This is a genomic window from Candidatus Spongiisocius sp. (genome assembly GCF_965221825.1).
Taxonomy (GTDB): Bacteria; Actinomycetota; Acidimicrobiia; order Spongiisociales; family Spongiisociaceae; genus Spongiisocius.
In genome coordinates, this window is record NZ_OZ244917.1 from 3,004,436 (window position 1) to 3,030,229 (window position 25,794).

Below are 25,794 nucleotides of genomic sequence, written 5' to 3' on the forward strand. Positions count from 1 at the left end.
TCTCAGTAATCGGTGGCGACGCCGCCTTCGCGGACTCGGCGGGCGACGAACTCCTCGAGTTCCTCTCGGACCGCCGGGTCCATCGGGGGCGCCTCGTAGGCGTCCAGCAACTCCCCGGCCAGGCTCTCGGTCCGCCGGGCGGGATCGGGGCGTCCGGCCTCGTCCCAGGTCTCGAAGTTGCTCCAGTCGGAGAGGAGGGGGGTGTGGAAGGCGTCGCGGTAGCGGGCCTGGGTATGGGCGGTACCGAAGAAATGACCGCCCGGTCCGACATCTGCGATGGCCTCCAGGGCCAGCGAGCCGTCATCGGTGGCAGGTGGCTCGAGCGCCGCGCAGATCATCTGCAGCAGGTCGGCGTCCAGAACCATCTTCTCGAAGGACGCCCGCAGCCCGCCCTCGAGCCACCCGGCCGCATGCATCACCAGGTTGGCGCCGCCCATCACCGCTCCCCACAGCGAGAACATGCTCTCGTAGGCAGCCTGGAGATCGACTGCGTTGGAGGCGTTGGCGTTCGACGACCGGTACGGAAGGCCGTAGCGGCGCGCCAGCTGACCGCCTACCAGAGCGGCCTGCAGGTACTCGGGGGTCCCGAAGGCGGGAGCGCCCGACTGCATGTCCACGTTGGAGGTGAACCCGCCGTAGGCGACCGGCGCGCCACGCCGCACTGCCTGGGTGAGGGCGATGCCGGCGAGCGCCTCCGCGTTCTGCTGGACCAGCGCCCCGGCGACCGTCACCGGCGCCATCGCTCCCGCCAGCGTGAAGGGGGTGACCACCACCGGCTGGTTCCGGGCCGACAACTCGAGGATTCCCTCGATCATCGGGGTGTCAAGCCGTAGCGGCGACGAGGTGTTGACGATCGTGTACAGCGAAGGCTGTGTCTCCAGGTCGCTGTCCGTTATCGCCCGGGCTATCCGGGCCATCTCGATCGTGTCGAGGGTCCGCTGCCTCCCGAGACTGTAGGTGTGGAAGGCCTTGTCGCTGAGCGTGAGCAGATCGAGGGTGGCGTACAGATGACGGACCGAGGGATGGAGGTCGGCGGGTTCCACCGGGTACCCGCCATGCAGATGCAGGACGTTGAGGTGCTGGCTCAGGCGCACGAGTTGTCTGAAGTCCTCCCTGTTTCCCGTACGCCGGTCACGACCGAGGCCGGATACGTGCGGCGGGCTGGCCACTGCCGCGAACGCCAGGTGGTTCCCGCCGAGGTGGATGTGGTGGGCAGGGTTGCGGGCGTGAAGGGTGAATTCGGAGGGTGCGTGGCCGACCAACTCGGTGACCATTTCGGGATCGAAACGGACCCGCGCCGAGTCGGGATCGACATCCGCTCCCTCCCGGCCCAGGAGCGTCCTGGCCTCCAGGTGCAGCATGTCCATCCCGACGTCGCGCAGTACTTTCAGGGAGGCCTCGTGGATGGCTTCGAGACGGTCATCGGGAATGGCCCGGACCGGCTGCCAGGGGAGTCTCGGCTGGCGGAACGGGATCTGGGGGTTCCGGGGGCCGCGGGCGGCGATGCGAGCGCGGCGCCCGCCGCGGCCACGCCGGGCCGCCATTACGGGAGGCCTGTTTCCGCCATCGGGATGCGTACGCCCCGGTCGGTGGCAACCCGTGTGGCGAGTTCGTAGCCGGCGTCGGCGTGCCTGATGACGCCGGTGGCCGGATCGTTAAGAAGCACGCGCTCCAGCTTCCGGGCCCCCAGATCGGTCCCGTCTGCCAGGCATACCTGTCCTGCATGGATCGATCGGCCGATCCCGACCCCTCCTCCGTGATGGATGCTGACCCAGGATGCCCCGGACGCCGTGTTGACCAGCGCGTTGAGGAGGGGCCAGTCGGCGATGGCGTCGCTGCCGTCCGCCATGTCCTCGGTCTCGCGGTAGGGCGAGGCCACCGAGCCGGAGTCGAGATGATCCCGCCCGATCACGATGGGCGCTTTCAGTTCCCCGGACCGCACCATGTCGTTGAACCGCAGACCCAGCCGGTGCCGCTCGCCGTAGCCCAGCCAGCAGATCCGGGCGGGAAGCCCCTGAAAGGCGACCCGTTCCCCGGCCAGGGTGATCCAGCGCCGTAGCCCCTCGTCGTCCGGGAACTCCTCGAGTACCGCCCGGTCGGTGGCTGCGATGTCGGCCGGGTCGCCGGAGAGAGCCACCCAGCGGAACGGGCCCTTCCCCTCGCAGAACAGGGGACGGATGTAGGCGGGCAGGAATCCCGGATAGGCGAACGCCCGGTCGTACCCGCCGAGATCGGCTTCGGCCCTCAGGCTGTTGCCGTAGTCGAATACCTCCGCTCCGGCGTCGAGGAATCCGACCATGGCCTCGACATGGGTGGCCATGGCGGCCCGGGAACGGATGACGTACTCGTCCGGCTTGACCTCCCGGAGTTCATCGGCCTTCTCCAGGGACAGATCGTCCGGGATGTAGGCCAGCGGATCGTGCGCCGGTGTCTGATCGGTCACTATGTCGGCGGCGACTCCGTCCGCCAGGAGGCGGGGCAGCAGTTCTGCCGCGTTGCCGACCAGCCCTACCGACAGCGGCCGGCGGTCGGTAACCGCCTCCGCGCAGCGACGGAGGGCGTCCCGGTAGCCATCGGCGACCACATCCAGGTAACGGGTCTCGAGACGGCGCTGCGCCCGATCGGGGTCCACCTCGATGCATAGGGCTGCCCCGCCGTTCATGGTGATCGCCAGCGGTTGGGCGCCGCCCATACCCCCTAGACCGGCGGTGACCGTAAGGGTGCCGGCCAGGGATCCGCCGAACCGTTTCCGGGCGATGGCGGCGAAGCACTCGTAGGTTCCCTGCAGGATGCCCTGGGTGCCGATGTATATCCAGGAACCGGCCGTCATCTGCCCGAACATGGTCAATCCGAGGTGTTCCAGGCGGCGGAACTCGTCCCAGTTCGCCCAGTCGGGGACGAGGTTGGAGTTGGCGATGAGCACCCGCGGCGCCCATTCATGGGTTCGGAGGACACCCACCGGTTTGCCGGACTGGACGAGCATCGTCTCGTCGTCGGCGAGGGTGGTGAGCGTCCGGGCCATGGCGTGGTAGGCGTCCCATGACCGGGCAGCCCGTCCGGTGCCGCCGTATACGACCAGGTCGTCCGGACGTTCCGCCACCTCGGGGTCGAGGTTGTTCGCCAGCATCCGGAAGGCTGCTTCCTGCGGCCAGCCGCGACAGGTCAGATCGGTCCCGGTCGGGGCGCGGACACCACCTACCGGGGGGCCTGAACCGGGGTGCCTGATTGCCGTCATCGGAAACCTCCGCCGATCCGAAGGGAAAGGTGCTCGCAGGCGAACTGCTTCTTGAATATTACCTGGTCGGGGTCTATCCTGTCAATAAACAGAAGGCGATTTCAGATAATGAAACTCAACCAAACCACAGGACCTCCGGATCGGGTGACCGCGACCCGTCCTCGATCCTCCGGCGGATCCGGCTCAACGCTTCATGCGTCACGCTCGGCGGAGAGGGTCCTGAGCCTGCTCGATGCGGTCGTCAGCGGAGGGGCGGTCGGTTTGACCGAGGCGGCTGCCGCTACAGGCATACCGGTGAGCACAGCCCTGCGCCATCTGCGGGTCCTGACCGGCCGCGGCTACCTGGTCCGCAACGATCTGGGCAGGTACTCGGTGGGGCCGAGCTTCGTGCGTATCGCCCTGGCAGCCTTCCAATCGGGTCCGTATGCCCGACTCACGGCGGCGGCCCAGCCGGCCCTGCAAAGTCTGGCCGAGGCAACCGAGGAGTCCGCGTACCTGGCGGTCAGGGATGGAAGCGAAGCCGTCTATATCGCGACGGTGGAGAGTCGCAGAGCAATCCGACACGTCGGATGGGTGGGCAAGTCGGTGCCCATCGAGGGAACGGCGGTAGGGGAGGCCCTAGCGAGCGAGGTGACGAACCACGGCCGGCCACCCACCCTGTTCTTCAACACGGGCGCCATCGAACCGGATGTCACTGCGGTGGTGGCGCCGATCCATGGATCGGCTGGGATCGTTGGTGCAATCTCGGTCCTGGGGCCTGCCGAGCGGTTGGCGGGGGAGCGCCTGGAGCTGACCGCCGAGGCCTTGGTGGACGCGGCGGTCAAGACCTCGTTGGCGCTCTTCCCGCGGCAGGCAGTACCTGGATGACCGTGCTGCTCGAGGGTCCCGGAGTGACGGTCCCGGATGTGGTCGGGGTGGCCCGCCGCGGCCAGGGGGTCCGGCTCACGGAGGGTGCCCTGGAGCGCATGAGGGCTGCCCGCTCCATCGTGGAGCAACTCGCCGAGGGTGACCCGGTCTACGGGATCACGACCGGCTTCGGCGCCCTGGCTACGACCACGATCCCTGCGGAACGGAGGGCCGACCTGCAGCGTTCACTCATCCGCTCCCATGCCGCGGGAATGGGGCTGGCGGTGGAGGCCGAGGTGGTGCGGGCCATGATGTTCCTCCGAGCTCGGACCCTGGCGCTCGGGTATTCGGGCGTCCGGCCGCTGGTCGCAGAGGGGCTGTTAAGCCTGCTGAACGCCGGGATCGTCCCCAGGGTGCCCGAACACGGCTCGCTGGGCGCCAGCGGTGACCTGGCCCCGCTGGCCCACGTAGGGCTCGTCCTGATCGGTGAGGGCGAAGTGATGGTCGGCGGAGAGGTGCAGGAGTCCGCCGCCGTCCTGGCCCGGAACGGGATCGCACCGGTGGTCCTCACCGAGAAGGAGGGCCTGGCGCTCACCAATGGTACGGACGGGATGCTGGGAATGCTCTGCCTGGCGGTTCACGATGCCGCGCACCTGCTGACCGTCGCCGACATCGTCGCGGGGCTCAGCGTCGAGGGTCTTCTGGCAACCGATCGGGCATACGCGGCCGATCTTCAAGCCTTGAGGCCCCATCCGGGCCAGGCTGCCAGCGCAGCCAATCTCCGGGCCGTCCTGGCCGCGTCACCGATCGTCGCCAGCCACCGGACCGGCTGCCTGCGGGTCCAGGACGCCTATTCGATCCGGTGCACTCCCCAGGTGCATGGCGCGGCGCGCGACACCCTGGCCTTCGCCAAGGAGGTGACCGGCCGCGAGCTGGCTTCGGCCATCGACAACCCGATGGTCCTCCCGGACGGCCGGGTCGAGTCCTGCGGCAACTTCCACGGTGCGCCGATCGGGCTGGTGGCCGACTACCTGGCCATCGCTCTGGCCGAGGTGGGGGCTATCGCGGAGAGACGTATCGACCGGCTGCTGGATCACAACCGGTCCCAAGGGCTCCCGCCGTTCCTTGCCGACGATCCGGGTGTGGACAGCGGCCTGATGATCGGCCAGTACACCGCGGCCGCGATGTGTGCCGAGAACCGGCGGCTGGCCGCACCGGCCTCGGTGGATTCCTATCCGACCTCGGCCATGCAGGAGGACCATGTATCAATGGGCTGGTCCGGGGCCCGGAAGCTTCGCCTGGTGATCGCCAACCTGCGCCGGATACTGGCGATCGAGTGGGTCGCCGCCGCGCGTGCCGTGGAACTCCGCGAACCTCTCCGGCCGGCGGACGGCACCGGCGCCGCCGTCCGGCTGCTACGAGGCAGCGTGCCCGGTCCGGGTCCTGATCGCGCGCTGTCGCCCGAACTCCTCGCGGCCGAGGATCTTCTCGCGGACGAGGCCCTGGTGGAGGCGGTCGAGGCCGCAACGGGCCGGCTCGCCTGATCGATCTGTGGCGGCCGGCTTGTATTGTCCAGGGATGTCATTGATCCCTGAGCAGATCAGGCGAGCCAGAGTCCGGGAGTGACGGTACAGATATGAAAGAAGAAATCCGCACCGATGCCGCATCAGCGCCCTTGGGTCCGTACTCGCAGGGTATGCGGGTCGGCAACCTGGTATTCACAGCAGGGATGGGACCGATCGACCCGGTTACGGGCCAGATCGTCGGCGATACGATCGAGGAGCAGACCGAGTTGACCATCGACAACCTGAGCGCGGTTCTGGAGGCGGCCGGTACCAGCCTGGACCATGCGGTCAAGGCGACGGTGCATCTGGCTGACCTCGGCGACTTCGCGGCCTACAACCGGGTCTACGAGCGGCGCTTCGGTGATCCCAAGCCGGTGCGCACCACCGTGGGCAGCGACCTCCACGGCATGATGGTCGAGATCGATCTGGTAGCCGTCATCCCCTAGAACCCACGCGCAGCAGTTAAGGAAGTGGTTCGGGTGGCTGGTGAGCGGGCGGTGGCCGAGGGAAGGATCGCCTGGACCAGGCGGCGGATGCCTGTGCTGGCGGAGGCGCTGGCCGATCTCGCGGAGCGGCGGGTGTTTGATGGGCTGACGATCGGCTTTCGTCTCCACCTGGAGCCCAAGACGGCGGTGCTGGTCGAGGGGCTGCTGGCGGCGGGCGCCCGGGTGGTGGCCATGGGCAACGAGGGCACCACTCAGTTCGGCACTGCCGAGGCGCTGGCCGATCGCGGTTGCGAGGTGCTGGACCGTCCCGGCGACGGCAAGTCCGCCGTTCCAACTCATCTCGGCCGGATCGCCGCCAGCGGCCCCGACCTGGTGCTGGACAACGGGGCCGAGTTGATCGAGGCCTGCATCCGCGCCGAACGGCCGCCGACGGGCGCGACCGAGGAGACCACGTCGGGTGCCTTCCGGCTGCGAGAATGCTTGGCCGGAGCGGTGGGGTTCCCGGTCATCGTGATCAACGACAGCCCGCTGAAGTCGATCGTGGAGAACAAGCACGGAGTCGGCGAGTCCGTGGTCGACGCCGTCGTGCGGACCACCAACATGTCGCTGCACAAGAAGCGGGTGGGGGTGTTCGGCTACGGCTGGTGCGGTCGGGGTATCGCCCTCTACGCCCGCCGGCGGGGGGCTGATGTAACCGTGGTGGATCCGGATCCGGTCAAGGCCCTCGAGGCCGCCATGGACGGTTTCGATGTGAACGCCGCCGCCGGCGCCGTCGTGGGCGCCGATGTGGTGATAACCGCTACCGGACGCGAGCGGGTGGTGGGCTACGAGCTGATCGAGATGATGCCCGACGGGGTGGTGCTGGCCAACGCCGGCCATACAGACACCGAGATCGATGTGGGTCGGTTGGAAAGCGAGGCTCCCGGCAAGCTGATCGCCCCCTCCCTCCACGCTCACGAGTTGCCCGCGGGCCGGACGGTGTTCGTGCTAGCCGGTGGACGCATCGTCAATCTGGCCGCGGTCGGTGGTCTCGGCAACCCCATCGAGGCGATGGATCTCGGGCTTACCCTCCAAGCCCTGTCGCTGGCCGCTCTGGTCACGCCCGGCATCGACCTGTGCCCGGGTCCCCAAGCGGTCCCGCGTCTGATCAACGACCGAGTCGCTTCCGCCATGCTCCGATCCATGGGCCAGCTTCCGGCCGGCTGAGCCGTCACGGCATCAGTTCCAGTCCATCGGTAATGCCATTGGAGTGCACCTCCTGCCATGTGGAGTGGGCAGCTGTGGGGGTAGGTCTAGGATGCACGACCTTGCCACGGCGAATCACCCGCGAGGGATCCAGATGAACGTTGACCAGTTGAACCATTACCGGAGCAAGCTTGCCTTCGAGATGGACTCGTGGGATGTCCATGAGGCGTTGAGCAACGGCGAACGGTTGGTCGTAGTAGACGGCCGGACGGCTGAGGCCTACGCCCGGGAGCATGTGCCGGGCGCGTTGAACCTGCCGCACCGGGAGATCGATGCCGAGTCGACGGCTTTCCTCGACCGGTCACGGATCTACGTGTGCTACTGCGACGGCATCGGGTGCAACGCTTCCACCAAGACCGCGTTGAAGCTGCTCGAGCTCGGTTTCGAAGTGCGGGAGTTGATCGGCGGCCTCGACTGGTGGAAGCGTGATGGCTATCCCACCGAAGGCGACCGCTCTCATCCGGGCGAGGAAGCCGTCTGCGGCTGCTGAGCGTCAGCATGACAAGTGCCCGGTCCGTTCTGCGCAGGCTGGGTCTCGCGGTCGCGGTTCTCGCGCTGGTGGCGGGGTGCGGGTCGGGGGATGATCCGGCGCCGCCCGCGAGTTCGGAAGGATCGGTTCCGGTGGCTACCACCTCGACCCCGGCCGTAGCAGACAGCATCGAGTCGGTGTCCGGGGACGCCCGTTCGCTCATCGACAGCTGGCATTCGGCGGTCTCGGAGACGGCCGGGATATGGCCGGGTTACGACCTCGCCGCCATCCCCGCGGTACTGGTCTCGGTTGATGCGGAGGGGAACGTCGCGGCTGTCGCCGCTTTCAACCATCCGGACCCGCAGGAGTTGGGCGGCCCGCTCCGCGGGCTCGAGATCGACGGCCACCGGGTGGCGGTTGTCGACGAAGTAGCGGATCCGGACAGGCTGGTCGCCATGGCGCCGTTCGACTTCTTCGCGGACATCGGCGGTACCGAGACGTTCGTGCTGGTCGGCCGATCAGGGGAGCCCGGTATGGAACCCGGTACTCCCGAGTTCGTCGCATTGCTCGCTCACGAGGCCTTCCACCGGCACCAGTTCGACGCGTGGGTGCCCGGCGACCTCCTCCAAGACGTTGACGGATACGACTTCTCGGCGGAGAACCTAGAGCTTGTCCTGCTCGAGGACCGCATCCTGATCGCTGCCTACGAGGCCGGCACTCTCGCCGACACAGAGCGTCTGGCCCGGCAGTTCGCCGCTGTCAGGTCCGCTCGCCACGATCGCGACGGCCGGGTCACCCTCGACGAGAGTCAAGAACGCACCGAGGGTTCCGCCCGCTATATCGAGCACAGCATCGGGGACGCCATCGGCAACATCTACAACTCGACCAACCACACCGGCGAACTCGTCCACTACGACGACAGCGTCGAGAATCCTGCTGCGCTCGGGGGTGGCATCAAGTCGTTCTTCGGGTTCGGCCGTTTCTACAGCAGCGGCGCCACCTTGCTCGCTCTCCTCGACCGTCTCCAACCCTCCGGAATCGACGTCGCGGAGCGACTCCTGGCGGGCGATACACCGGCCCAACTCCTGGCACAGCACGTCGGATCCCTGGGCGACATCGATGCCGTGGTCGCAGCCGCCAGGGCGGAGCATGACCCGGACAGCCGGTTCGGTCCGGCCGCGGCACTCCTCTCCGAACTCGCGGCAGGGGAAGAGACGGCCGGTTTCGGCGGCGCCGACCTCCCCGGAGAGACAGTCTCGGGCAGCTTCGAGGTCAGCGAGGACCAGATCGCCTGCCTGGAGGAGCACGGTCTCGACCTGAGCGCGGACAACATCACGATCCCCGACGACATCGCAAGCGCCTGCCTCCAGTCCTGAACCCACGGTGGGCCAGATCTGCGGTTTGGAGCCACCGAAAACTGTGGGATGAAACCGCCAAGAAGTGTGGGATGAAACCGTCGAAAAGTGTGGGATGAGGTTCTATTCCGAGGGTTACCCGGACTCGTACCGGATGACGTTGCGGCCCAGGACGTGGCGGTCTCGGAGGCTCTGGATGGCTTCGGGGAGCCCGTCCAGGTCGGTGCGATTGGCGATCACGACCGCCAGGCGATCCTGCGACGCGAGGGCGATGGCTGTTTCCAGATCGTTCCTGGAGCCGGCGGCCGAGGTGAGGATGCGGAGTTCGTTCTTGATGAGGGCACCCGGATGGATGTCCAATGGCTGGCTCGTGTATCCGATCTGGACGAAGGAGCCGCCGGGGGCGAGGCAACCGAACCCGGCCCGCATCGTCTCCCGTGTCCCGACAGTCTCGAAGAACACGTCAGGCGCCCGTCCCATCATCCGTATCGCCTCCTCCGGAAGAGTCTCGTAGCCTTCCGGATCGTCGATCAGCAGGCCGGCCCGGGCACCGAGGTTCTGTGCGAGATCCAACTTGGCTGTCTCGTCCGCCACCGCCAGCACGGTGGCGCCGGCCAGGGCTGCCACCTGGACCAGCATTAGCCCGACGCCTCCGATGCCGTTGACCACCACCGGGTCGCCGATGCCGAGTCCGGCCAGCCGTACCGCATGGACGGCGGTCATCCCGCTGCAGGCAAGCACCGCGGCCGCCTCGAGGCTCACGCTGCCCGGAACGGGAACGAGGTTCCTCTCCGGGACGACCACGTACTCGGCGAAGCCTCCGTCTGCGGTGAACCCGATCATCCCCAGGGAATGGGCGCAGAGCCGGTCCCGGTTCGTGTTGCAGTAGCGGCACGAACCGCAGTTCATGACGTTGTAGACCGCCACCCGCGAGCCTGATGATCCCGTACGGGCGCCGGTGACCTCCCCTGCGACCTCGTGTCCGAGCACCCGCGGGATGCCCATCGGATCGAGTAGCCCCTCCAGGAAATGCAGCTCGGTCCCGCACACTCCGGCCGCCCTCACCCGGATCAGCGACCAGCCGTCCGGCACTCTCGGAACCGGGCGCTCCGCCAACCGGAGAGCGCCATCCTCGACGAGCTCGGCCACCTTCATAAGAGCAGGAACGGATACCGCCACGAGGGGTAAGGGTACTCCCGGCAAAGCTTGTGAAACCATCCGACCCAGCTACTAGCATCACCGCAGATCCCATCGATACGAGAGGAAGACGCGTGGTCTCGGAGCCGACCGATCTCCGTAGCGGCTCATCCCCCAGCCACTTGGCGGGCAGAAGCCCGGCGCTTGCCGTGGATCGTGTGACCCAGGTGTTCGAGAAGGACGGCGAGCCGCTGGTGGCGCTGAAGGACGTGTCGATGGACGTCCGGCAAGGGGAGTTCCTAACCCTGGTAGGGCCGTCGGGATGCGGCAAGTCAACCCTCCTCAAGATCATCGCCGGTCTCCTGAGCCCCACCGGGGGCAATGTCCACCTGGGAGGCAGTCCGGTCACGGAACCCCGCGAGGAGATCGGTCTGATGTTCCAGACCTCCACCCTCTTCCCGTGGCGCAACGTGATCCGGAATATCTCCCTTCCCCTCGAGATCATGGGCACCATGGAGCCGGACGGGGAACGAAGGGTCGCAGACGTGGTCGAGCTGGTCCGGCTGGAAGGATTCGAGCAGCACTACCCCCGGGAGCTCTCGGGTGGTATGCAGCAGCGGGTGGCTCTTTGCCGGCTGCTGGTCTCGGACCCCGAATTGATGCTCCTCGACGAGCCGTTCGGGGCTCTGGACGAGTTCACCAGGGAGCACCTCAATACCGAGTTGGCGCGTATCGCCGAGCACGAGCACAAGACCACGGTCTTCGTGACGCACAACATCCGGGAGGCGGTGTTCCTCTCCGACCGGGTGGCGGTGATGGGGACCAAGCCCGGCCGGATACTGGATGTGGTGGACGTTGGGCTCCCCAGACCGAGAGTCCCGGGCTCTCGACGGTTGGAGGAGTTCACCGAGACCGTCAACTACATACGCGAAGTGCTCGGTCTCTTCTAGAGCTAGAAAGGAGTCCTCGAATTGGATGACAGCATGTCCGGCGCCGGTACGATCGGAATGGATCAGTTGCCGGGTTCCGCCTCGGACTCCCGCCTTCGGAGGATCGGGTCCCAGATACTGCTGACCGGCTCGGTGGTGCTCTCTATCTGCCTCATCTGGGAGCTGCTCAGCCGGCTCGACCCGTCCTTCTGGCCTGAGATCGTGCTCTCGAAGCCGACAGAGATAATTCCGGCCTTCTTCGAGGCCATAACCACCCCGTTCGTGCTCTGGCATTTCTGGGTGACCTTCCAGGAGACGGCTATCGGCTTCGTCGTGGGGGCGGGAGGAGGGTTCCTGCTCGGAACCTACGTGGCGCTGGTACCGACCTTCAGGAAGGCCTTCTATCCGGTGATCATCCTGTTCCAGTCCACCCCCCGGGTGGCCCTGGCACCGGTGTTCATCGCCTGGTTCGCGTTCGGGATCACCTCCAAGATCGCGCTGGCCGCGACGATCTGCTTCTTCCCGGTCCTGATCAACACCATCACCGGGCTGACGGTGATCGACGAGAACGCGGGACTGCTGATGAAATCCCTCCGGGCGACGCGCTGGCAGACTTTCCGCCATCTCCGGCTTCCCAGTTCCGTACCGACCGTGTTTGCCGGGCTCAAAGCGGCCCTTACCTTCGCCCTGATCGGCGCGATCGTGGGCGAGCTGACCGCAACCAACGAGGGGGCCGGTCACCTGATCGAGACCGCGGCCTTCCAGTTCCGCAGCGATGACGTCTTCGCCTACCTGCTGATGCTGGCCCTGATAGGTCTGGCGATGTTTCTGATCGCAGCTCGGTTGGAGCGGAAACTACTCTTCTGGCATGTGGATCTCGAAGAGGCCACCTAGCGAACCAACATATAGAATCATCGTGGGCACTTGCCCACCCGGACAAGGAGGAAGGGACATGAAACCAACGAGTCGCTGGGCGCGACCCTGGACGGGCATGCTGGCGCTTACGATCGCGCTTGCCATGATCGGAGCTGCGTGCGCGGAGGATGAGGAACTCCGTGACGTCAACCTTGCCCTTTCGACGACGAGTGGGTTCGGTTACGGCTACTGGATCGCGGTAGGCCTCGGATACTACGAGGACGAGGGCCTCAACGTGAGTCTCCAGGGCACGGGCGGGTCGTCCGACGTTGCCCAGATACTGGCCGCCAACAACGCCGAAGCCGGGATGGGCGTGCCGGGGGCGATGCTGCCCGCCATCGAGGCCGGCGCGGGCCTCTACCCCTTCTTCACCTACGCCTACGGAGAGGTGTTCGACGTGGTGGTACCTGCCGGATCGTCGATCAACAACATCGCCGGCCTGGCCGGATTGAAGATCGGCATCTCCGAGTTGGCCGGTGGTGAGGTTCCGCTCGTACGGGCGTTGCTCGTCGAAGCAGGACTGGATCCGGACAACGATGTGGAGATCATCGAGGTGGGGACCAACGCTCCCAGCGTCAAGGCGTCTCTGGATGATGGCCGGATCGACGCCTACTCGTCCGCCAAGTCCGACATCGCCTCGATGAACGCGGCCGGCCTCGACACCGTGTCGATCGCGCCCGCTTCGCTCAATACCCTTCCTGCCGAGGGGCTTCTGGCCGCCGAGGACTTCAAGGATGACGACGAGCTGCTGATCGGTCTGGGCCGCGCCACGGCCAAGGGCCAGTTGGTGGCCTACACCAACATCGACGGCGCCGTGTGCGTGCTCAAGGAGTTGATCCCCGAAGAGTTCACCGACGATGCCGAAGGACGGGCCGGCCTGGCGGCGGTCATCGAGATCACCACCGCTCCACAGGAGGGTGGCGATTACGTGTTCGGTTTCCTGGATGCGGCCGGATGGAACACCTACGTGAACATCTTCATCCAGGGTGGCGTGATCTCCCAGCAGATCGACATGGGTGACTACGTGATCGACGATCTTCTCGACGACATCAACGATTTCGACCAGCAGGCGATCATCGACGAGGCCAACGACTTGGACACCGATTGCTGATTGACCTCTGATCGGATACTGACAAACGCATCTTTTGTCGCCGGCGGCGACCGTTCCATCCGGGCGGTCGCCGTCAGCGGTCAGAGGATCCGCGGGTTGGGTGATCTTGACGAAGTAAAGGACACGGTGGCCGCCACTGCCGAGGTCGTCGATCTCGGCGGGGGAGTTGCCTTCCCCGGTTTCGCCGACAGCCATGTCCATGCCGTCAATTACGGGCGGTCCCGGATGGGAGTCCCGTGCTGGCCGTCCGATGTAACTTCCGTGGGCGACATCGTCGGGAGGGTGGCAGACGCCGACCGGAGACTCCCGGCCGGCCGTTGGATCAAGGGCCGCGGCTACGACCCGGCCCGCCTGGCGGAGGGGAGGGCGCCCACGGCTGCCGAACTGGACCTGCCCGGAGGCCGCTGTGTCGTCTTGGACAGCTTCGACTTCCATCGCCGGGTGGCCAACCACGCCGCCCTCGCCGCGGCCGGCATCGGTGCGGGCACTCCCGATCCTCCCGACGGGGAGATAGTCCGGGACCGCCACGGCGTTCCCACCGGTGAGCTGCTCGACGGCGCTCGCGCCCTGATGGATCCGGTGGTGCCGCCCTGGTCCGAAGAGGAAGACGAGCAGGCGGTCGAGATCGCCACCGACTACTTCCTGTCCCACGGCTTCACCTACGTGACCAATGCCGCTCCGCTCACCATGTCCCATCGCGGCGAGGAGGTGGCGGCCTTCCTCCGCATGAGCGAACGCCGGGCTCTCCGGCTGCGGTTCACGTCGATGATCAGGGCCGAGTTGCTGGATGCGGCCGGGGATCTGGGGCTCAGACCCGGTGCGGGGGGACCCAACTTCCGCATAGGCGGGGCCAAGGTTTTCTCCGACGGCGCCTTCGGCCCCCGCACCGCCGCCATGCTGGAGCCGTACTCGGATGCCCCTACGTCGGGCACTATGCATGCCGATCTCGGCGCGATGGAGGAGACGATCCGCAAGGGCGCCCGGATCGGCTGGCAGATGAGCATCCATGCCATCGGAGACGCGGCGGTGGAGGCGGTGGCCGGTCTGCTGGCCGCCCACCCTCCGGCGGGCGGGAGTCGTTCGCACCGGATCGAGCACTGCTGCCTCACCTCCGAAAGCGCCGTCCGTTCCATGCAGCAGGGCGGGATCATCCCGGTGCCGCAACTGTCTTTCCTGCGCTTCCGGGCCCCGGACTTCCTGACCGCGCTGGGCGAGGAGCGGTTGGCGGTGATGTACCCGCTCCGAACCTGGATCGATGCCGGCCTGAAGCCGGTCCACAGCTCGGATACGCCCGTCATCCCGGACGCCGCGCCCATGGCGGCCATGGCCACAGCCACCGCGCGGGTCGATGCGAGCGGCCGGGTATGGGGTGCCGAGGAGGCGATCAGCTTCGACGAGGCGCTGGCCACCATGACCGCGTGGCCGGCCGAGGCGGACGGGCAGGCCGGCGACCGGGGCAGGACCGAGCCGGGCTGTCTGGCGGACTTCACCGTCCTTCCCCGTGATCCGCGCCGGCTCCCGCCTGACGAGATGGCGGAAACCGCCCCGGTGATGACCATTGTGGGTGGTGATGTGGCCTGGCGCAGCGAATCGTTCTGCTGATCGTTCCGGTTGCGTAGGGGTCGGCCGTGTCCATGATCGACATGCATGCCCACTACCTGTCGCCGTCGGTGCTCCGTCAGGCGTCGGCAGGAAGCGTGCCGGTCGGCCTGGCGCCGGATGGCCGGTCGCTCCGGTTCCCATCCGGCCCGTCCCGTCCGGTACCCCTGCCTCTTTGCGACCTGACGGATCGCCTCGGCTGGATGGATGAGCGGGCCATCGAGAGGCAGATACTCGGGCCGTGGATGGACATCACCGGCGATGACCTCTCCCCGGCGGCGGCCACGGCGTGGTGCCGGACCATGAACGACAGCTGTGCTAGGGACATCGGGAACGAGCCCCGGTTCGGGGCGCTGGCGGCGCTCCCTATGGTTGACGGCCGAGCGGCGGCCGCCGAGTTGGGGCGCTGCGTGAGCGAGATGGGTTTCGTGGGAGGGGCCATCCCCACCCAGGTGGCAGGAGTCGATCTCGACGAGGCCGGTCTCGAGCCCCTGTGGGAGGCCGCCTCGGGGCTGGGGATGGTGCTCTTCATGCATCCCTTCCGGGTGATGGGAGGCAGCCGCATGAGAGCCCATTTCCTGAACAACGTGTGCGGCAACCCCTTCGAGACCACGCTGGCAGCACTCCGGCTTTACTTCGATCGAACCTTCGACCGGTGGCCTGACCTGCGGATCCTGCTCGCCCACGGCGGCGGCGTCCTGCCGACTCTGGCCGGCCGGGCCGCGCACGCGTCCCGTTACGGCCCCGGCTTCGACCGGGCGGTCGATCATCCGGACTCGATCCTGGAGTCCTTCTACTACGACGTCATCCTGCACGATCCCCGGGCCCTGACCCTGCTGATGAACACGGTGGAGCCCGCCCGGATCGCGGCGGGAACCGACTACCCGTTCCCCATGATCCTCGACCGCCCCACCGACCACATCCAGGAGGCAGGCGACCTAGCCGGACTCACGGAGGACGAGCTAAACCGCATCCTGAGCGGGACAGCCACGCACCTCTTGCCAGGCTGAGTGGACTACTCCGCTGGCCCGGTCCCTGACACCGATGCGGTCGGTTATAGGTCCAGGTGGAGGCGGAGAGCATCGTCCACTCGGATCATCAATTCAGGGGAGAGTGTCCCGACGATCCTGCCGATCCGTTCGACGGCGATCGATCTCACTTGCTCGGCCTGCGCTTTGGAGTCGTGCCGGAGTCCCGTGTCGGCGGCCGCCAAGAAGACCTGGAACGGGTGGATACGCGCGGTGTTGGTGGTGAGTGGGACAACGGTGACGACGCCACGCCCGAGCCGGGTTGCGCTCATGTTCGCGCCGTCGTGGCTAACGACTATGACCGGTCGTGTATGGGCAGCCTCCGCACCAACGGGAGAACCGAGGTTGGCGATGCGCACCTGGCCCCGTCTCATTCGGGTATGAGGCCGTCGCCCACCACCGTTTCCCAGACCTCCGCCTCACCACTATCGGTCCACTCCTGGAAGGCCTCTGCGTAGTCATCCTCGAGATGGGAAGCTCGGAGAAGTCGGACTGCCACTCGCACCGTTGCTGATCTGGAGGGCATTCCGTGAGTCTGTGCGTAGTCGTCCAGGAAGCCGATATCTTCATCGCGAAGGCTGATACTGATTTTCATACCTGAGATCCTACTCCTGGTAGCAGCGATCTGTCGGCGCTAAAGAGCGTAGGGTGGGGGAGTGCCGCCGGGGGACTTCACGAGTTGGCCTCCCTTCCACACCATGGTTACTCGGGAGGGGTCGCCGAGGACGGCTACGTTGTCGAGCGGGTTGGAGTCGACGGCGATGATGTCGGCGTCGTAGCCTTCGGCCAGCAGCCCGGCCTTGGGGGCCCGCGGGCCGAGCGTTCGCGGGCCGTTGGCGGTGGCCGCCTCGATCGCCTTGAGAGGTGTCATGCCGGCCTTGACAAGCGCGGCGAGCTCCATCCCGTTGGTTCCCCACAGTTTGCCGCTCACCATGATGTCGGCGCCCGTGGCGATCGGGATCCCCGAGGCGATGGCGAGCCGCATGGCGGCGGCGTGTGACCGCTCGACCTTGGCCTGAGCCTGCCAGGCCCAATCCGGGATCTGGCCCTCGAGCGACACGAGGTACTCGACGGCGTGGCGGGTGGGAACGGCCATGGTTCCCATCTCCAGCATCAACTCAGCGGTCTCCTGGTCGAGGGTGCTGCAATGTTCGATGGTGGTGACGCCGGCCCTGGTCGCCGCCGCCACGCCCGCCAGCCCGTGGCAATGGGCGCCGACCGCCATCTCGGCCATAGCCGCCTCCTCGACGATGGCCCGCAGTTCCTTGTCGTTGAACTGCCGGTGGTCGGGGTGGTCGAAGTGGCTCATCGTTCCGCCGGTGGCGTTGATCTTGATGACCTTGGCGCCGACCCGGATCTGGCGGCGGACCGCCTTGATGCACTCCTCGACTCCGTCGCAAACGGCGACCCAACCCACGCCTGAAGCAGCGAGATCGTCCCGCCAGGACTCCGGCATCCAGTGGATGTCGCTGTGTCCTGCGGTGGGACCCAGCGCGGCACCTGCCCCGTAGATGTTGGGCCCGGCCAGCGTTCCCTCGTCTACCAGCCGGCCGAGGTGGACACCCAGCCCGCCCATCTCGCGCGTGCTCGTGAATCCGGCCATCAAGAGCGTGCGGGCGTCCCGGGCCGCCCGGACCGCCAGCATGGGCAGCGGGGTGGTGGCCAGCTGGGTGAGGTCGGCCGCCTCCGTTCCGAAGAAATGCGAGTGGCAGTCCCACATCCCAGGCATCACCACCGGTACCAGATGGATCTCGGCGCCGGGAGTCTGGGGAGCGTTCCCGGTGGCGCCGGCATAGGTGATCGTCTCGCCGTCCATCACCACGCATCCGCCGTAGACGGGGTCGCCCCGCCCCGGGATCAGCAGCCCTGCTTCGATGCGGGTCGAACGGCTGGTCACGAGATCTCCCGGTCGATCACGCCACCCCGGTCAACGAACGGAGGTCCGGTGTCCTCCCGTGTCCAGCGACAACTAGTAGAGCTCCAGGTACTCGTTGGTCTCCCAGGCGCTGATCTCGTCCGCACGCTGCGAGTCCGGGTCCTCGTTCTCCTCGGCGGCGAACCGGCCCAGCTCGTAGCGGCGCACCGCCAGGTACGCATCCTTGAAGTCCTGGCCGAAGAAGTCGGTGGTGGCCGCGCTGGCCTCGAAGTGGTCCAGCGCCTCGGCGAGGGTGGCGGGGAGCTTCTCGAGCGACTCGTCCTCTTCCGCCGGAACGCCCTGGCGGGAGGGCGCCGGGGGCTCCAACCCCTTCTCGATCCCGTCCAGGCCGGCGGCCAGGATGGCGGCGCTGGCCAGGTAGGGGTTCAGCAGGCCGCTGGGAGAGCGGGTCTCGACCCGGGTGGCGTCCGCGCCGGCCGCCTTCACGCGCAGCAGAGCCGACCGATCCTCCAAACCCCACGAGATGTTGGTGGGGCTGAAGGTGTGGGTGCGCCGGCGGCGGCGGCAGTTGATGGTGGGGGCTAGGAGGGCGTCGATGGCGTTGGCGTGGGTGATGAGTCCGGCCACGAATTGGAGACCCACCTCGCTCAGGGCCTGGGGATGGGACTCGTCGGCCATGACGTTCTGCCCGGATTCCTTGTCAAGCAGCGACATGTGAATATGGCATCCGTTCCCCGAGTGTCCTGCCCATGGCTTGGTCATGAAGGTGGCCAGGTAGCCGTCCTGGTGGGCGATCTGCTTGACGCCGTTCTTGAACGCGAACGCCTTGTCGGGACCGTCCAGGCCGCGGCCCGGGGTGAAGTTGATCTCCCACTGCGACCCGGCGTACTCGCAGTTGGCGGTGATGATGTCGATACCCATGCCGGGCATCAGGTCCACGATCCGGTTGATGGTCGGCACCCACTCGTTGCGGACCACGTTGAAGATGTGGTAGCCCTCGAACAGGCGTTGGTGAGTCTCACCGTCGAGGAGGTAGAACTCGAACTCGCATCCGGTCATCGGTTCGAATCCCATGCCGGCGGCCTTCTCGAGAACCCGCCGGTAGACGGCCCTTGGAGTGGCCTCGAGGGTCTGGCCGTCGTACCACCGCGCATCGCAGATCAGCCGGGCTGTCTCGGGCGCCCAGGGCACGATGGCGGCTGTGGCGGGGTCGGGGAACAGGAGCTGGTCCCCGTAGCCCACCTCCTCGTTGTACAGGCTTCCGGGCACGACATCGGAGCGGGTGTCGAGCACCGCGGTACCCCCGTACATGTTGAGGCCGTTGCGCGCGAAGCTGCGGGCGGCCTTGAGGGGGACGATCTTGGTGCGGGAGGTCCCGTGCAGGTCGGGCAGTTCGAACCGCACCCGCTTGATTCCCTGTGACTCCCAGTCGTCGAAGATTTGGTCGAATCCGGACACCTTCCGAACCTCCTCATGGCCGGCCTTCGCTCAAGGTGTGACGGAGGCCTTTCGTAGTGCGCCGTCGATTATAAGTGGCCGGGCATCCGCCGGTCACGGGCTCCACCCATCGGGCCATGGCCCGCGGGAAAGCGCAACAGGTATAGTCGGCGGGTGGTGACATCACACCCCCGAGAGTCGGCGGTCTTCTACCGCGTTCCCGACGACGAGTACCCGACGATGGTCCGCGCCTCCGGGTTTCACCTGTGGGACTCCTCCGGCAAGCAGTACCTGGACCTGTCCAGCGGAATCTCGGCCACCGCCGGCATAGGGCAGGGCCGCCCGGAGATTGCCGACGCCATGGCGGCACAGGCGCGGACTCTGACCTTCGTGCATAACTCCCGGGTCACGAACGACCAGCAGGAGCTGCTGGCGGCCCGGCTCGCCGGGTTGGCCCCGGAAGGGGTGGGCCGGGTGATGTTCACCTCCGGCGGGTCCGAGGCCAACGAGCTGTCCATCCGCATTGCCCGCCAGTACCACCTGGCCCGGGGTGACTGGGAGCGGACCAGGATCGTGACTCTGGCGCCGAGCTATCACGGCGCCACGGTGGGGGCGCTGTCGATGACCGGTCGCTGGGACATCAACCGGGCCTACGAGCCGCACCTCATGGACACCGTCAAGGTCCCGGCGCCGGTCAACTTCCGGGGACCGTTCGCCGGGCTCGAGGGCGAGTCGCTGGCGGAGCGCGCCGCCGCGGCTCTGGACGCCGCCATCGAGGCGACCGGGCCCCACACGGTGTCGGCCGTCATGGTCGAGCCGGTGTCTCCCTCGGCCGGCATGGCGGTGCCTCCCGCCTCGTACTGGCAGAAGGTGCGCGATATCTGCGATCGCTACGGGATCCTGCTGATCACCGACGAGATCGTGACCGGCGCCGGTCGCACCGGCGAGTTCCTGGCCATGGAGCACTTCGGGGTCGTGGCCGACCTCTCCAACCTGGCGAAGGGACTGAGCGGGGGTTACGTGCCTCTCGGGGCGACCCTCGTCAAGACCCGGATCGTCGAGGAGATCGCCGTCCAGAGCCGCCGGTTGGCCGAGGTTCACACCTTCAGCGGGGCGCCCATCTCCTGCGCGGTGGGCGTGGCGGTGCTGGACGTCATCGTTCGCGAGGGTCTGATGGAGCAGGCTGCTAAACGGGGGGCGTTCCTGCGCTCCCTGCTGGAGGACGAGCTGGGCGACCTGCCATTCGTCGGCGAGATCCGCGGCATCGGCCTCATGCAGATGGTCGAGTACGTGCGGTCGCGCGACAGCCGTGAGAAGTTGCCCCCCGAATCGGAAGTGGCCGCATCCCTGTCGGCCGCCATGTACGAGCGCGGGGTGGTGCTCAACACGCTGGGCTCGCAGAGCGCCCTGGTGGGGGACTGCACGGTCTTCTTCCCGGCGCTGACCATCGGCGAGACGGATCTGGAGCACGGGGTGCGAGTCCTACGCGAGGTACTGGAGGATCAGCATGGCCGGTGGTGAGATCACGATCGGCAAGATCGTCGACGCCTACGAGCGGATGGCGCCGCCCGTCCGGGTCACGCCCATCCTCCCGGTGGCCCGGTCCTCGGCCGAGGTGGGCCGGGAGCGCCTCTTCCTGAAGGCCGAGCACCTGCAGGTCACCGGGTCCTACAAGGCGCGAGCCGCCTTCCACATCCTCCGTTCGCTCGATGAAGAGGACCGTCGCAAGGGCATCGTCATGTCCTCGTCAGGGAACTTCGCCCAGGCCTTCGCCTACGCCGGCCCGGTGGTCGGATCGCCGGTGGCGATCGTCATGCCCGACTACACGGCCGACGTGAAGGTGCAGTCCACGCGGGACTACGGCGCCCAGGTCGTCATCTGCCCGACCTTCGCCGACCGTGATCCCACCGTTGACCGCGTGGCGGAGGAACAGGGGATGATCGCTCTCCAGTCGTTCGAGCATCCGGAAGTGCCGATCGGCCATTCCGGCATAGGCCTGGAGATCCTCGAACAGGTGCCCGATGTCGAGACCGTCCTCATTCCGATCTCCAGCGGCGGTCTGGCGGCCGGTATCGCGGTGGCGATCAAGGAGAACCGGCCGGACGTGGAGGTGCTGGGTGTCCAGCCGGAGGGCGGCAACGCCGCCTACCTGTCATGGCAGGCGGGGGAGGTGCGAACCATCGAGAACTGGAATTCGATGGCGGATGCCCTTTCGGGACGGCGGCCGGGGGAGCTTCCCTTCCGCTACCTCCAGAAGTACCTCGACGACATCGTCCTGGTCAGCGAGGACGCAATCGCCGAGTCGGTGCGAACGATCCTGTTCCGGACCAAGACCCTGGCCGAGCCCGGCGGGGCGACCGCGGCGGCGGCGTTCCTGGACGGCGTGGTCTCCAACGACCGGGTGACCGTGGCCATCGCGTCCGGCGGCAACATCCAGCCGTCCGTCCTCAACATGATCCTGGCCGGGTCCGCCGCGGGTTGAACCGATGGCGGGACGCAGGAGTTGACCGGGTCACGACCCCGCATCGGGATCGTCGGGTTCGGCCTGATCGGTTCCTATGTTTACGAGCAGATCAGCAGCCGACCCGAACTGGGCCTCGACGTGGCGTTCGTCCACAACCGCAGTCCGGAGAAGGTCGCCCACCTGCCCCGGGACATGGTGCTGGACGATCTAGGGGACTTCGCGGGGCGCGAGCCCGACCTGGTGGTCGAACTGGCCCATGCCTCCGTCACGGTGGCCCACGGCGCCGCGTTCCTCCGCCACACCGACTACATGCCCCTGTCCCTCACCGCCCTGGCGGATGCGGAGCTCGAACGGGAGCTGGCGGACACAGCCGAAGCTAGCGGCACCCGGCTCTACGTTCCCCACGGGGCCGTGGTGGGACTGGAGGCGATCGGGGAGGGCCGGGACCAGTGGGACGAGGTCACCATGGTGATGCGCAAGAGCCCGTCCAGCATCGACTTCGGCGAGCATCCGACCCTCACCGGTGAAGGGATCACGGGAGACACGGTGATCTATGACGGCCCCACGAGGGGCATCTGCCCGCTGTTTCCCCGCAACGTCAACTCCCACGCCGCCCTGGCCCTGGGGGGAATCGGGTTCGACCGGACCAGGTCGGTGCTGGTCGCGGTGACGGATTCCGGCACGTCCGATATCGAGATCACTGCCCGCGGCGAGGCCGCAGACCTGACCATCAGGCGGGTCAGCCCCATGAAGGGGGTGAGCGGCATGTTCACCCTGATTTCCGCTCTGGGCAGCGTCGTGCGCGCCAAGAGTCCGGGGACGGGCCTTCAGATCTGCTGACGCCGGTCGTGACGGGTCGGCTGCGGGCTAGTCCTCGTACCAGCCGACGCATCCGGGATACACGTGACCGCGCGCCGGGATCATGCGGTGGGGGAACCACTCGGACGGCTGGTCCGTGTAGGTGCAGCGCCCACTGAAGTAGATCGTGACCAGGCCGCGCCGCGAGTGGTCCGATTCGTTCGGTCCGCTCCGGTGGATGACCTCGCCGTGGTGGATGCAGGCGTCGCCCGCCTTCAACTCCACCGGCTCGAAGTCGAGCTGGTCGGGGTCCAGGTCCGGGACCGCCCCTCCGAACAGGGCGTCCTTGCTGAAGTCCCGGTCGTGCTGGAGGACTTCGCGGTGGCTACCGGGAACGAACTGGGTGCACCCTCTTTCCAGGGTGGAGTCGTCGAGCGCCAGCCACACCGAGAGCTTGCCCTTGCCGGACCAGAAGACGTCCCAGTAGGCGTTGTCCTGGTGGGCGGGGGCGCCGCTCCCACCGGGAGGCTTGAGAAAGGTCTGGTCGGTGTAGTAGACGATGTCCGGGCCGAGCAGGTCCTCCACCACGTCGAGACTCCTGGGTCGCAACGTGTAGGTCTCCAGGAGCTCGCGGCTGGCATGGGCGGCGTGCATCAGGGCGCGGAACTTCTCCGTTCGGGGGATGTCCGTCCGGTCGGCGAGCACCGGGTCGATGTCGATGAGCGTGTTCTCGTCGGGAGGGTCCTGCTCGACGAGGTCCTCCATGATGCGGCGGATGCCGGCGAGTTCATCGGCGTCGACGAAGTTCTCGACCTTCAGGAACCCGTTACGCTCCCAGGCACCGATCTCCTCAACAGTGAGTACTTTCATGCTCCCCAAGTTCCGTCTCGATGGCGACGAGACTCTACCAAGCCCGTCCCTGGCACCGCTGTCCCACGACCACGGCTCACCGATCCCAGCCCACGGACAACCGGCTACCGGCCATGGCTGATCTCAGGCTCCTGAACCGGTTCGATCTGGTGCTGGCCGAGTCCTTCCGCCGGACTGTCCGGGACTGCGGGGGTGAGATATGGGAGGCAAACGGGGTGGTCTCATGGGCCAGTTCTCTCGAGCAGGCCTCTCCCGTCCACGCCAACGGGGTGATGCGCCTGAACCGGCTGATGTCCGCCGGAGAGGTCATGGGCATAACCGCCGGATTCTTCAGGGCGCGGGGTCACGGGTACACGGTGCTGGTCCGGTCCGACGACCACGCGCTGCGGAGCGCGATCGCGAGGGGGGGCCGGGCCACGGAGGTCGAGCAGGTGGCGATGGTCCTGACCGAACCGTCCACCGAGCCGGCGAGTAGGGAGGATGTGGAGAGACGCCGGGTCAACGATCCCTCAGGCATGCTCGAGTTCTGCGCCACAGTCACCGCCGCCATGGGTTCGGACCAGGACGCGCAGCGGTTCGTGAACCTCGGTCTCCGGAGGATGCAGGCTCTAGCCGGACCTACCAGGGCGGCCTTTCTGGCATACGACGATGGAACTGCGGCTGCCTGCGCCCTCGGCTCGCTCATCGACAGGGTTGCCTTTATCGGATGGATAGGCGCCAAACCCGATCACCGCCGCCGGGGACTTGCTACCGCGGTCACCCTGGACGCCATCCGGGCCGGTCTCGACCGGGGCGCCGGTATGGCGGCGGCGCTCAGCCCCGTTGGTGCGGTCCCCTTTCTTGCCTCCATGGGATTCGAGGAGGTAGGGCGCTACCTCGAATGCGTCATCCCGCCCTCACCCACCTGAGCCGGTCCGCGTTGTCACCGTCCCCGGTTCGTCCGATCCGCTCGTTGGATCCCCCGGTCGAGTCAGGGCATCGGATCGCGTATCCGACCATGTTCGTTAGGGTGACGGGGTGGTGCACTCAGCTGGTGGTTTGAGGAGATCCGAGCGGCTACCAACCGGCAAGCGCGGACTACCGAGGAGACACCCCGGCCATCAACCCCGATCCCACCGGTGACCCATGGTCGATGTGACGCATCGTTCGGGAAGCCCGCCTACCAGAAGCCGAATCGGACCCGGCAGGATGGGATCTCGAGAGTACCGGCGGGCCGTGGCGAACAACCGGCATTCGGTAGGCCTGACGGCCGAAACCCTCGCTGAGATCGAGGCCGCCGGCATCGTTCTTCCTGACCTGGATGCGGTGAGGCGTTACCGGCTTCAACGGGTGCGGGATCGCCTGAGAGACCTCGACTATGCGGGCATCATCCTCTACGACCCCGTACATATCCGCTACGCGTGTGATACAACCAACATGACCCTGTGGACGGCCCACAATCCGTGCCGTTACCTCTGGGTGGGTGCGGAGGGTCCGATGATTCTCTTCGACTTTTCGGAGACTGCATTCCTGGCAGGCCATAACCCCTTGGTGGACGAGGTCCGGCCAGCTACCCAATGGATGTACGAGCTCTCGGGGATCGAGATGGAACGCCGTCTCCGTAGATGGTCTTCGGAGTTGGCGTCCGTGGTGGGGGAATACGGGTCCGGCAACCGGCGGGTGGCCATTGACCGAGCCGGCCCAGGTGCCATCCATTCTCTGGATCGGCAGGGACTCCAACTCCGTAGCGGGGGCGAGGTCATGGAGGTGGCTCGCTCGGTGAAGAGCCCGGAGGAGGTGACGTTGATGCGAGCCGCGCTGGTGGCGGCCGAGAAGTCCCTGGAGGCGATGAGGGCTTCACTCAAGCCCGGCATGACCGAGTTGGATCTGTGGGCGATTCTCCACTCGGAGAACATCCGCCGCGGAGGTGAGTGGATCGAGAACCGTTTCCTCTGTTCCGGTCCGCGTACCAACCCCTGGTTCCACGAGGCCGCCGGGCGGGTCATCGAGGACGGGGATCTGGTGGCGTTCGACACCGACCTGATAGGCATCTTCGGGATGTGCGTCGACATCTCGCGGACCTGGATCGCAGGCTCCCGGCGTCCCAATGCCAACCAGCAGGATGTCTTCGCGCGGGCCGAGGAGACGATCCGGCGCAACATCGAGATGGTTCGCCCGGGTGTCACCTTCCGAGAGCTCACCTTCGATTCCTGGTCTCCCGATGTCGACGAGTTCCACCAGTACTCGAACCAGTTCCACGGGGTGGGTATGGCGGATGAGTGGCCGATGATCGTGTTTCCTCACACCTGGGACGAGGCCGGCTATGACGGCGTGGTAGAGCCCGGCATGGTGCTCTGCGTCGAGTCCTTCGTGGGTCGGCGGGGTTGGGGCGAAGGGGTCAAGCTGGAGGAGCAGGTGCTCGTGACCGAGCACGGTTACGAGCTTCTGTCCGGCTATCCGATAGGCCTCCGATGAGCGCAACCCTTGAGT

The 25,794-nt window shown here is 67.0% G+C and carries 24 protein-coding genes; 16 read left to right on the plus strand and 8 right to left on the minus strand.

Features of this window, described 5'->3' with window-relative positions; translation table 11 throughout:
• Positions 1 to 2 precede the first annotated feature (2 nt).
• Both ACOQPD_RS13875 and hutU read right to left on the minus strand, forming a co-directional pair.
• Positions 3 to 1,544 (minus strand): trimethylamine methyltransferase family protein, encoded by a 1,542-nt coding sequence (locus ACOQPD_RS13875; protein WP_420612551.1) that lies wholly within the window; start codon positions 1,542 to 1,544, stop codon positions 3 to 5.
• Positions 1,544 to 3,235, minus strand: coding sequence for a urocanate hydratase (gene hutU / locus ACOQPD_RS13880; protein ID WP_420612552.1), 1,692 nt, complete (start codon positions 3,233 to 3,235; stop codon positions 1,544 to 1,546). Before hutU ends, ACOQPD_RS13875 begins: the two co-directional genes overlap by 1 nt.
• Positions 3,236 to 3,343: 108 nt before the next feature.
• Here hutU and ACOQPD_RS13885 point away from each other — a divergent pair, with 108 nt between their 5' ends.
• From ACOQPD_RS13885 to ACOQPD_RS13910, 6 genes are all read left to right on the plus strand, one after another.
• Complete coding sequence (locus ACOQPD_RS13885; RefSeq protein ID WP_420612553.1) at positions 3,344 to 4,102, plus strand: IclR family transcriptional regulator; 759 nt, start codon at positions 3,344 to 3,346, stop codon at positions 4,100 to 4,102.
• A complete protein-coding gene (gene hutH, locus ACOQPD_RS13890) occupies positions 4,099 to 5,625 on the plus strand; it encodes a histidine ammonia-lyase (protein WP_420612554.1) in 1,527 nt (508 codons plus the stop codon). Before ACOQPD_RS13885 ends, hutH begins: the two co-directional genes overlap by 4 nt.
• Before the next feature lie 92 nt (positions 5,626 to 5,717).
• Positions 5,718 to 6,092, plus strand: coding sequence for a RidA family protein (locus tag ACOQPD_RS13895; RefSeq protein WP_420612555.1), 375 nt, complete (start codon positions 5,718 to 5,720; stop codon positions 6,090 to 6,092).
• Between the two features lie 33 nt (positions 6,093 to 6,125).
• Positions 6,126 to 7,298, plus strand: a complete 1,173-nt coding sequence (locus ACOQPD_RS13900) for an adenosylhomocysteinase (protein ID WP_420612556.1) — start codon at positions 6,126 to 6,128, stop codon at positions 7,296 to 7,298.
• 133 nt (positions 7,299 to 7,431) lie between these two features.
• The gene (locus tag ACOQPD_RS13905) at positions 7,432 to 7,827 is read left to right on the plus strand and encodes a rhodanese-like domain-containing protein (protein WP_420612557.1); all 396 of its coding nucleotides are present in this window, start codon (positions 7,432 to 7,434) and stop codon (positions 7,825 to 7,827) included.
• A 131-nt stretch (positions 7,828 to 7,958) separates the two neighbouring features.
• Positions 7,959 to 9,182 carry a hypothetical protein gene (locus tag ACOQPD_RS13910; RefSeq protein WP_420612558.1) on the plus strand — a complete coding sequence of 408 codons (1,224 nt, stop codon included), beginning with the start codon at positions 7,959 to 7,961 and terminating at the stop codon, positions 9,180 to 9,182.
• A gap of 114 nt (positions 9,183 to 9,296) precedes the next feature.
• Here ACOQPD_RS13910 and ACOQPD_RS13915 read toward each other — a convergent pair whose 3' ends face one another.
• Positions 9,297 to 10,340: an alcohol dehydrogenase catalytic domain-containing protein gene (locus tag ACOQPD_RS13915; RefSeq protein WP_420612559.1), complete on the minus strand. Its 1,044-nt coding sequence runs from the start codon at positions 10,338 to 10,340 to the stop codon at positions 9,297 to 9,299.
• Between the two features lie 167 nt (positions 10,341 to 10,507).
• Here ACOQPD_RS13915 and ACOQPD_RS13920 point away from each other — a divergent pair, with 167 nt between their 5' ends.
• The 5 genes from ACOQPD_RS13920 to ACOQPD_RS13940 all read left to right on the plus strand — a co-directional run bounded on the left by ACOQPD_RS13920 (position 10,508) and on the right by ACOQPD_RS13940 (position 15,862).
• The gene (locus ACOQPD_RS13920; protein ID WP_420612560.1) at positions 10,508 to 11,248 is read left to right on the plus strand and encodes an ABC transporter ATP-binding protein; all 741 of its coding nucleotides are present in this window, start codon (positions 10,508 to 10,510) and stop codon (positions 11,246 to 11,248) included.
• 21 nt (positions 11,249 to 11,269) lie between these two features.
• The gene (locus ACOQPD_RS13925; RefSeq protein ID WP_420612561.1) at positions 11,270 to 12,121 is read left to right on the plus strand and encodes an ABC transporter permease; all 852 of its coding nucleotides are present in this window, start codon (positions 11,270 to 11,272) and stop codon (positions 12,119 to 12,121) included.
• Between the two features lie 58 nt (positions 12,122 to 12,179).
• Positions 12,180 to 13,253 (plus strand): ABC transporter substrate-binding protein, encoded by a 1,074-nt coding sequence (locus tag ACOQPD_RS13930; protein ID WP_420612562.1) that lies wholly within the window; start codon positions 12,180 to 12,182, stop codon positions 13,251 to 13,253.
• 96 nt (positions 13,254 to 13,349) lie between these two features.
• On the plus strand, positions 13,350 to 14,855 hold the full coding sequence (locus ACOQPD_RS13935) for an amidohydrolase (protein ID WP_420612563.1): 1,506 nt from the start codon (positions 13,350 to 13,352) through the stop codon (positions 14,853 to 14,855).
• Between the two features lie 32 nt (positions 14,856 to 14,887).
• Positions 14,888 to 15,862, plus strand: a complete 975-nt coding sequence (locus ACOQPD_RS13940) for an amidohydrolase family protein (protein ID WP_420614394.1) — start codon at positions 14,888 to 14,890, stop codon at positions 15,860 to 15,862.
• A gap of 44 nt (positions 15,863 to 15,906) precedes the next feature.
• On the opposite strand, the gene ACOQPD_RS13945 is transcribed toward ACOQPD_RS13940, so the two are convergent.
• The 4 genes from ACOQPD_RS13945 to ACOQPD_RS13960 all read right to left on the minus strand — a co-directional run bounded on the left by ACOQPD_RS13945 (position 15,907) and on the right by ACOQPD_RS13960 (position 19,214).
• Positions 15,907 to 16,254, minus strand: a complete 348-nt coding sequence (locus ACOQPD_RS13945) for a type II toxin-antitoxin system PemK/MazF family toxin (protein WP_420612564.1) — start codon at positions 16,252 to 16,254, stop codon at positions 15,907 to 15,909.
• Entirely contained in the window at positions 16,251 to 16,475 is a 225-nt protein-coding gene (locus ACOQPD_RS13950; protein WP_420612565.1) for a ribbon-helix-helix domain-containing protein, read from the minus strand. Before ACOQPD_RS13950 ends, ACOQPD_RS13945 begins: the two co-directional genes overlap by 4 nt.
• Before the next feature lie 39 nt (positions 16,476 to 16,514).
• On the minus strand, positions 16,515 to 17,777 hold the full coding sequence (locus tag ACOQPD_RS13955) for a metal-dependent hydrolase family protein (RefSeq protein ID WP_420612566.1): 1,263 nt from the start codon (positions 17,775 to 17,777) through the stop codon (positions 16,515 to 16,517).
• A gap of 72 nt (positions 17,778 to 17,849) precedes the next feature.
• Positions 17,850 to 19,214 carry a glutamine synthetase family protein gene (locus tag ACOQPD_RS13960; protein ID WP_420612567.1) on the minus strand — a complete coding sequence of 455 codons (1,365 nt, stop codon included), beginning with the start codon at positions 19,212 to 19,214 and terminating at the stop codon, positions 17,850 to 17,852.
• A gap of 156 nt (positions 19,215 to 19,370) precedes the next feature.
• Between ACOQPD_RS13960 and ACOQPD_RS13965 the strand changes: the two genes are divergently transcribed.
• From ACOQPD_RS13965 to ACOQPD_RS13975, 3 genes are read left to right on the plus strand one after another with little or no spacing between them, the layout of a single operon-like run.
• Entirely contained in the window at positions 19,371 to 20,714 is a 1,344-nt protein-coding gene (locus ACOQPD_RS13965) for an aspartate aminotransferase family protein (RefSeq protein ID WP_420612568.1), read from the plus strand.
• Entirely contained in the window at positions 20,701 to 21,675 is a 975-nt protein-coding gene (locus tag ACOQPD_RS13970; protein WP_420612569.1) for a threonine ammonia-lyase, read from the plus strand. Before ACOQPD_RS13965 ends, ACOQPD_RS13970 begins: the two co-directional genes overlap by 14 nt.
• Positions 21,676 to 21,696: 21 nt before the next feature.
• Positions 21,697 to 22,497, plus strand: coding sequence for an aspartate dehydrogenase domain-containing protein (locus ACOQPD_RS13975; protein ID WP_420612570.1), 801 nt, complete (start codon positions 21,697 to 21,699; stop codon positions 22,495 to 22,497).
• A gap of 27 nt (positions 22,498 to 22,524) precedes the next feature.
• Here the strand turns inward: ACOQPD_RS13975 and ACOQPD_RS13980 are convergent, their stop codons facing one another.
• A complete protein-coding gene (locus tag ACOQPD_RS13980; protein ID WP_420612571.1) occupies positions 22,525 to 23,325 on the minus strand; it encodes a phytanoyl-CoA dioxygenase family protein in 801 nt (266 codons plus the stop codon).
• A 113-nt stretch (positions 23,326 to 23,438) separates the two neighbouring features.
• Between ACOQPD_RS13980 and ACOQPD_RS13985 the strand changes: the two genes are divergently transcribed.
• Positions 23,439 to 24,233 carry a GNAT family N-acetyltransferase gene (locus ACOQPD_RS13985; RefSeq protein ID WP_420612572.1) on the plus strand — a complete coding sequence of 265 codons (795 nt, stop codon included), beginning with the start codon at positions 23,439 to 23,441 and terminating at the stop codon, positions 24,231 to 24,233.
• A 280-nt stretch (positions 24,234 to 24,513) separates the two neighbouring features.
• Positions 24,514 to 25,779: a M24 family metallopeptidase gene (locus ACOQPD_RS13990; protein WP_420612573.1), complete on the plus strand. Its 1,266-nt coding sequence runs from the start codon at positions 24,514 to 24,516 to the stop codon at positions 25,777 to 25,779.
• Positions 25,780 to 25,794: the final 15 nt, after the last annotated feature.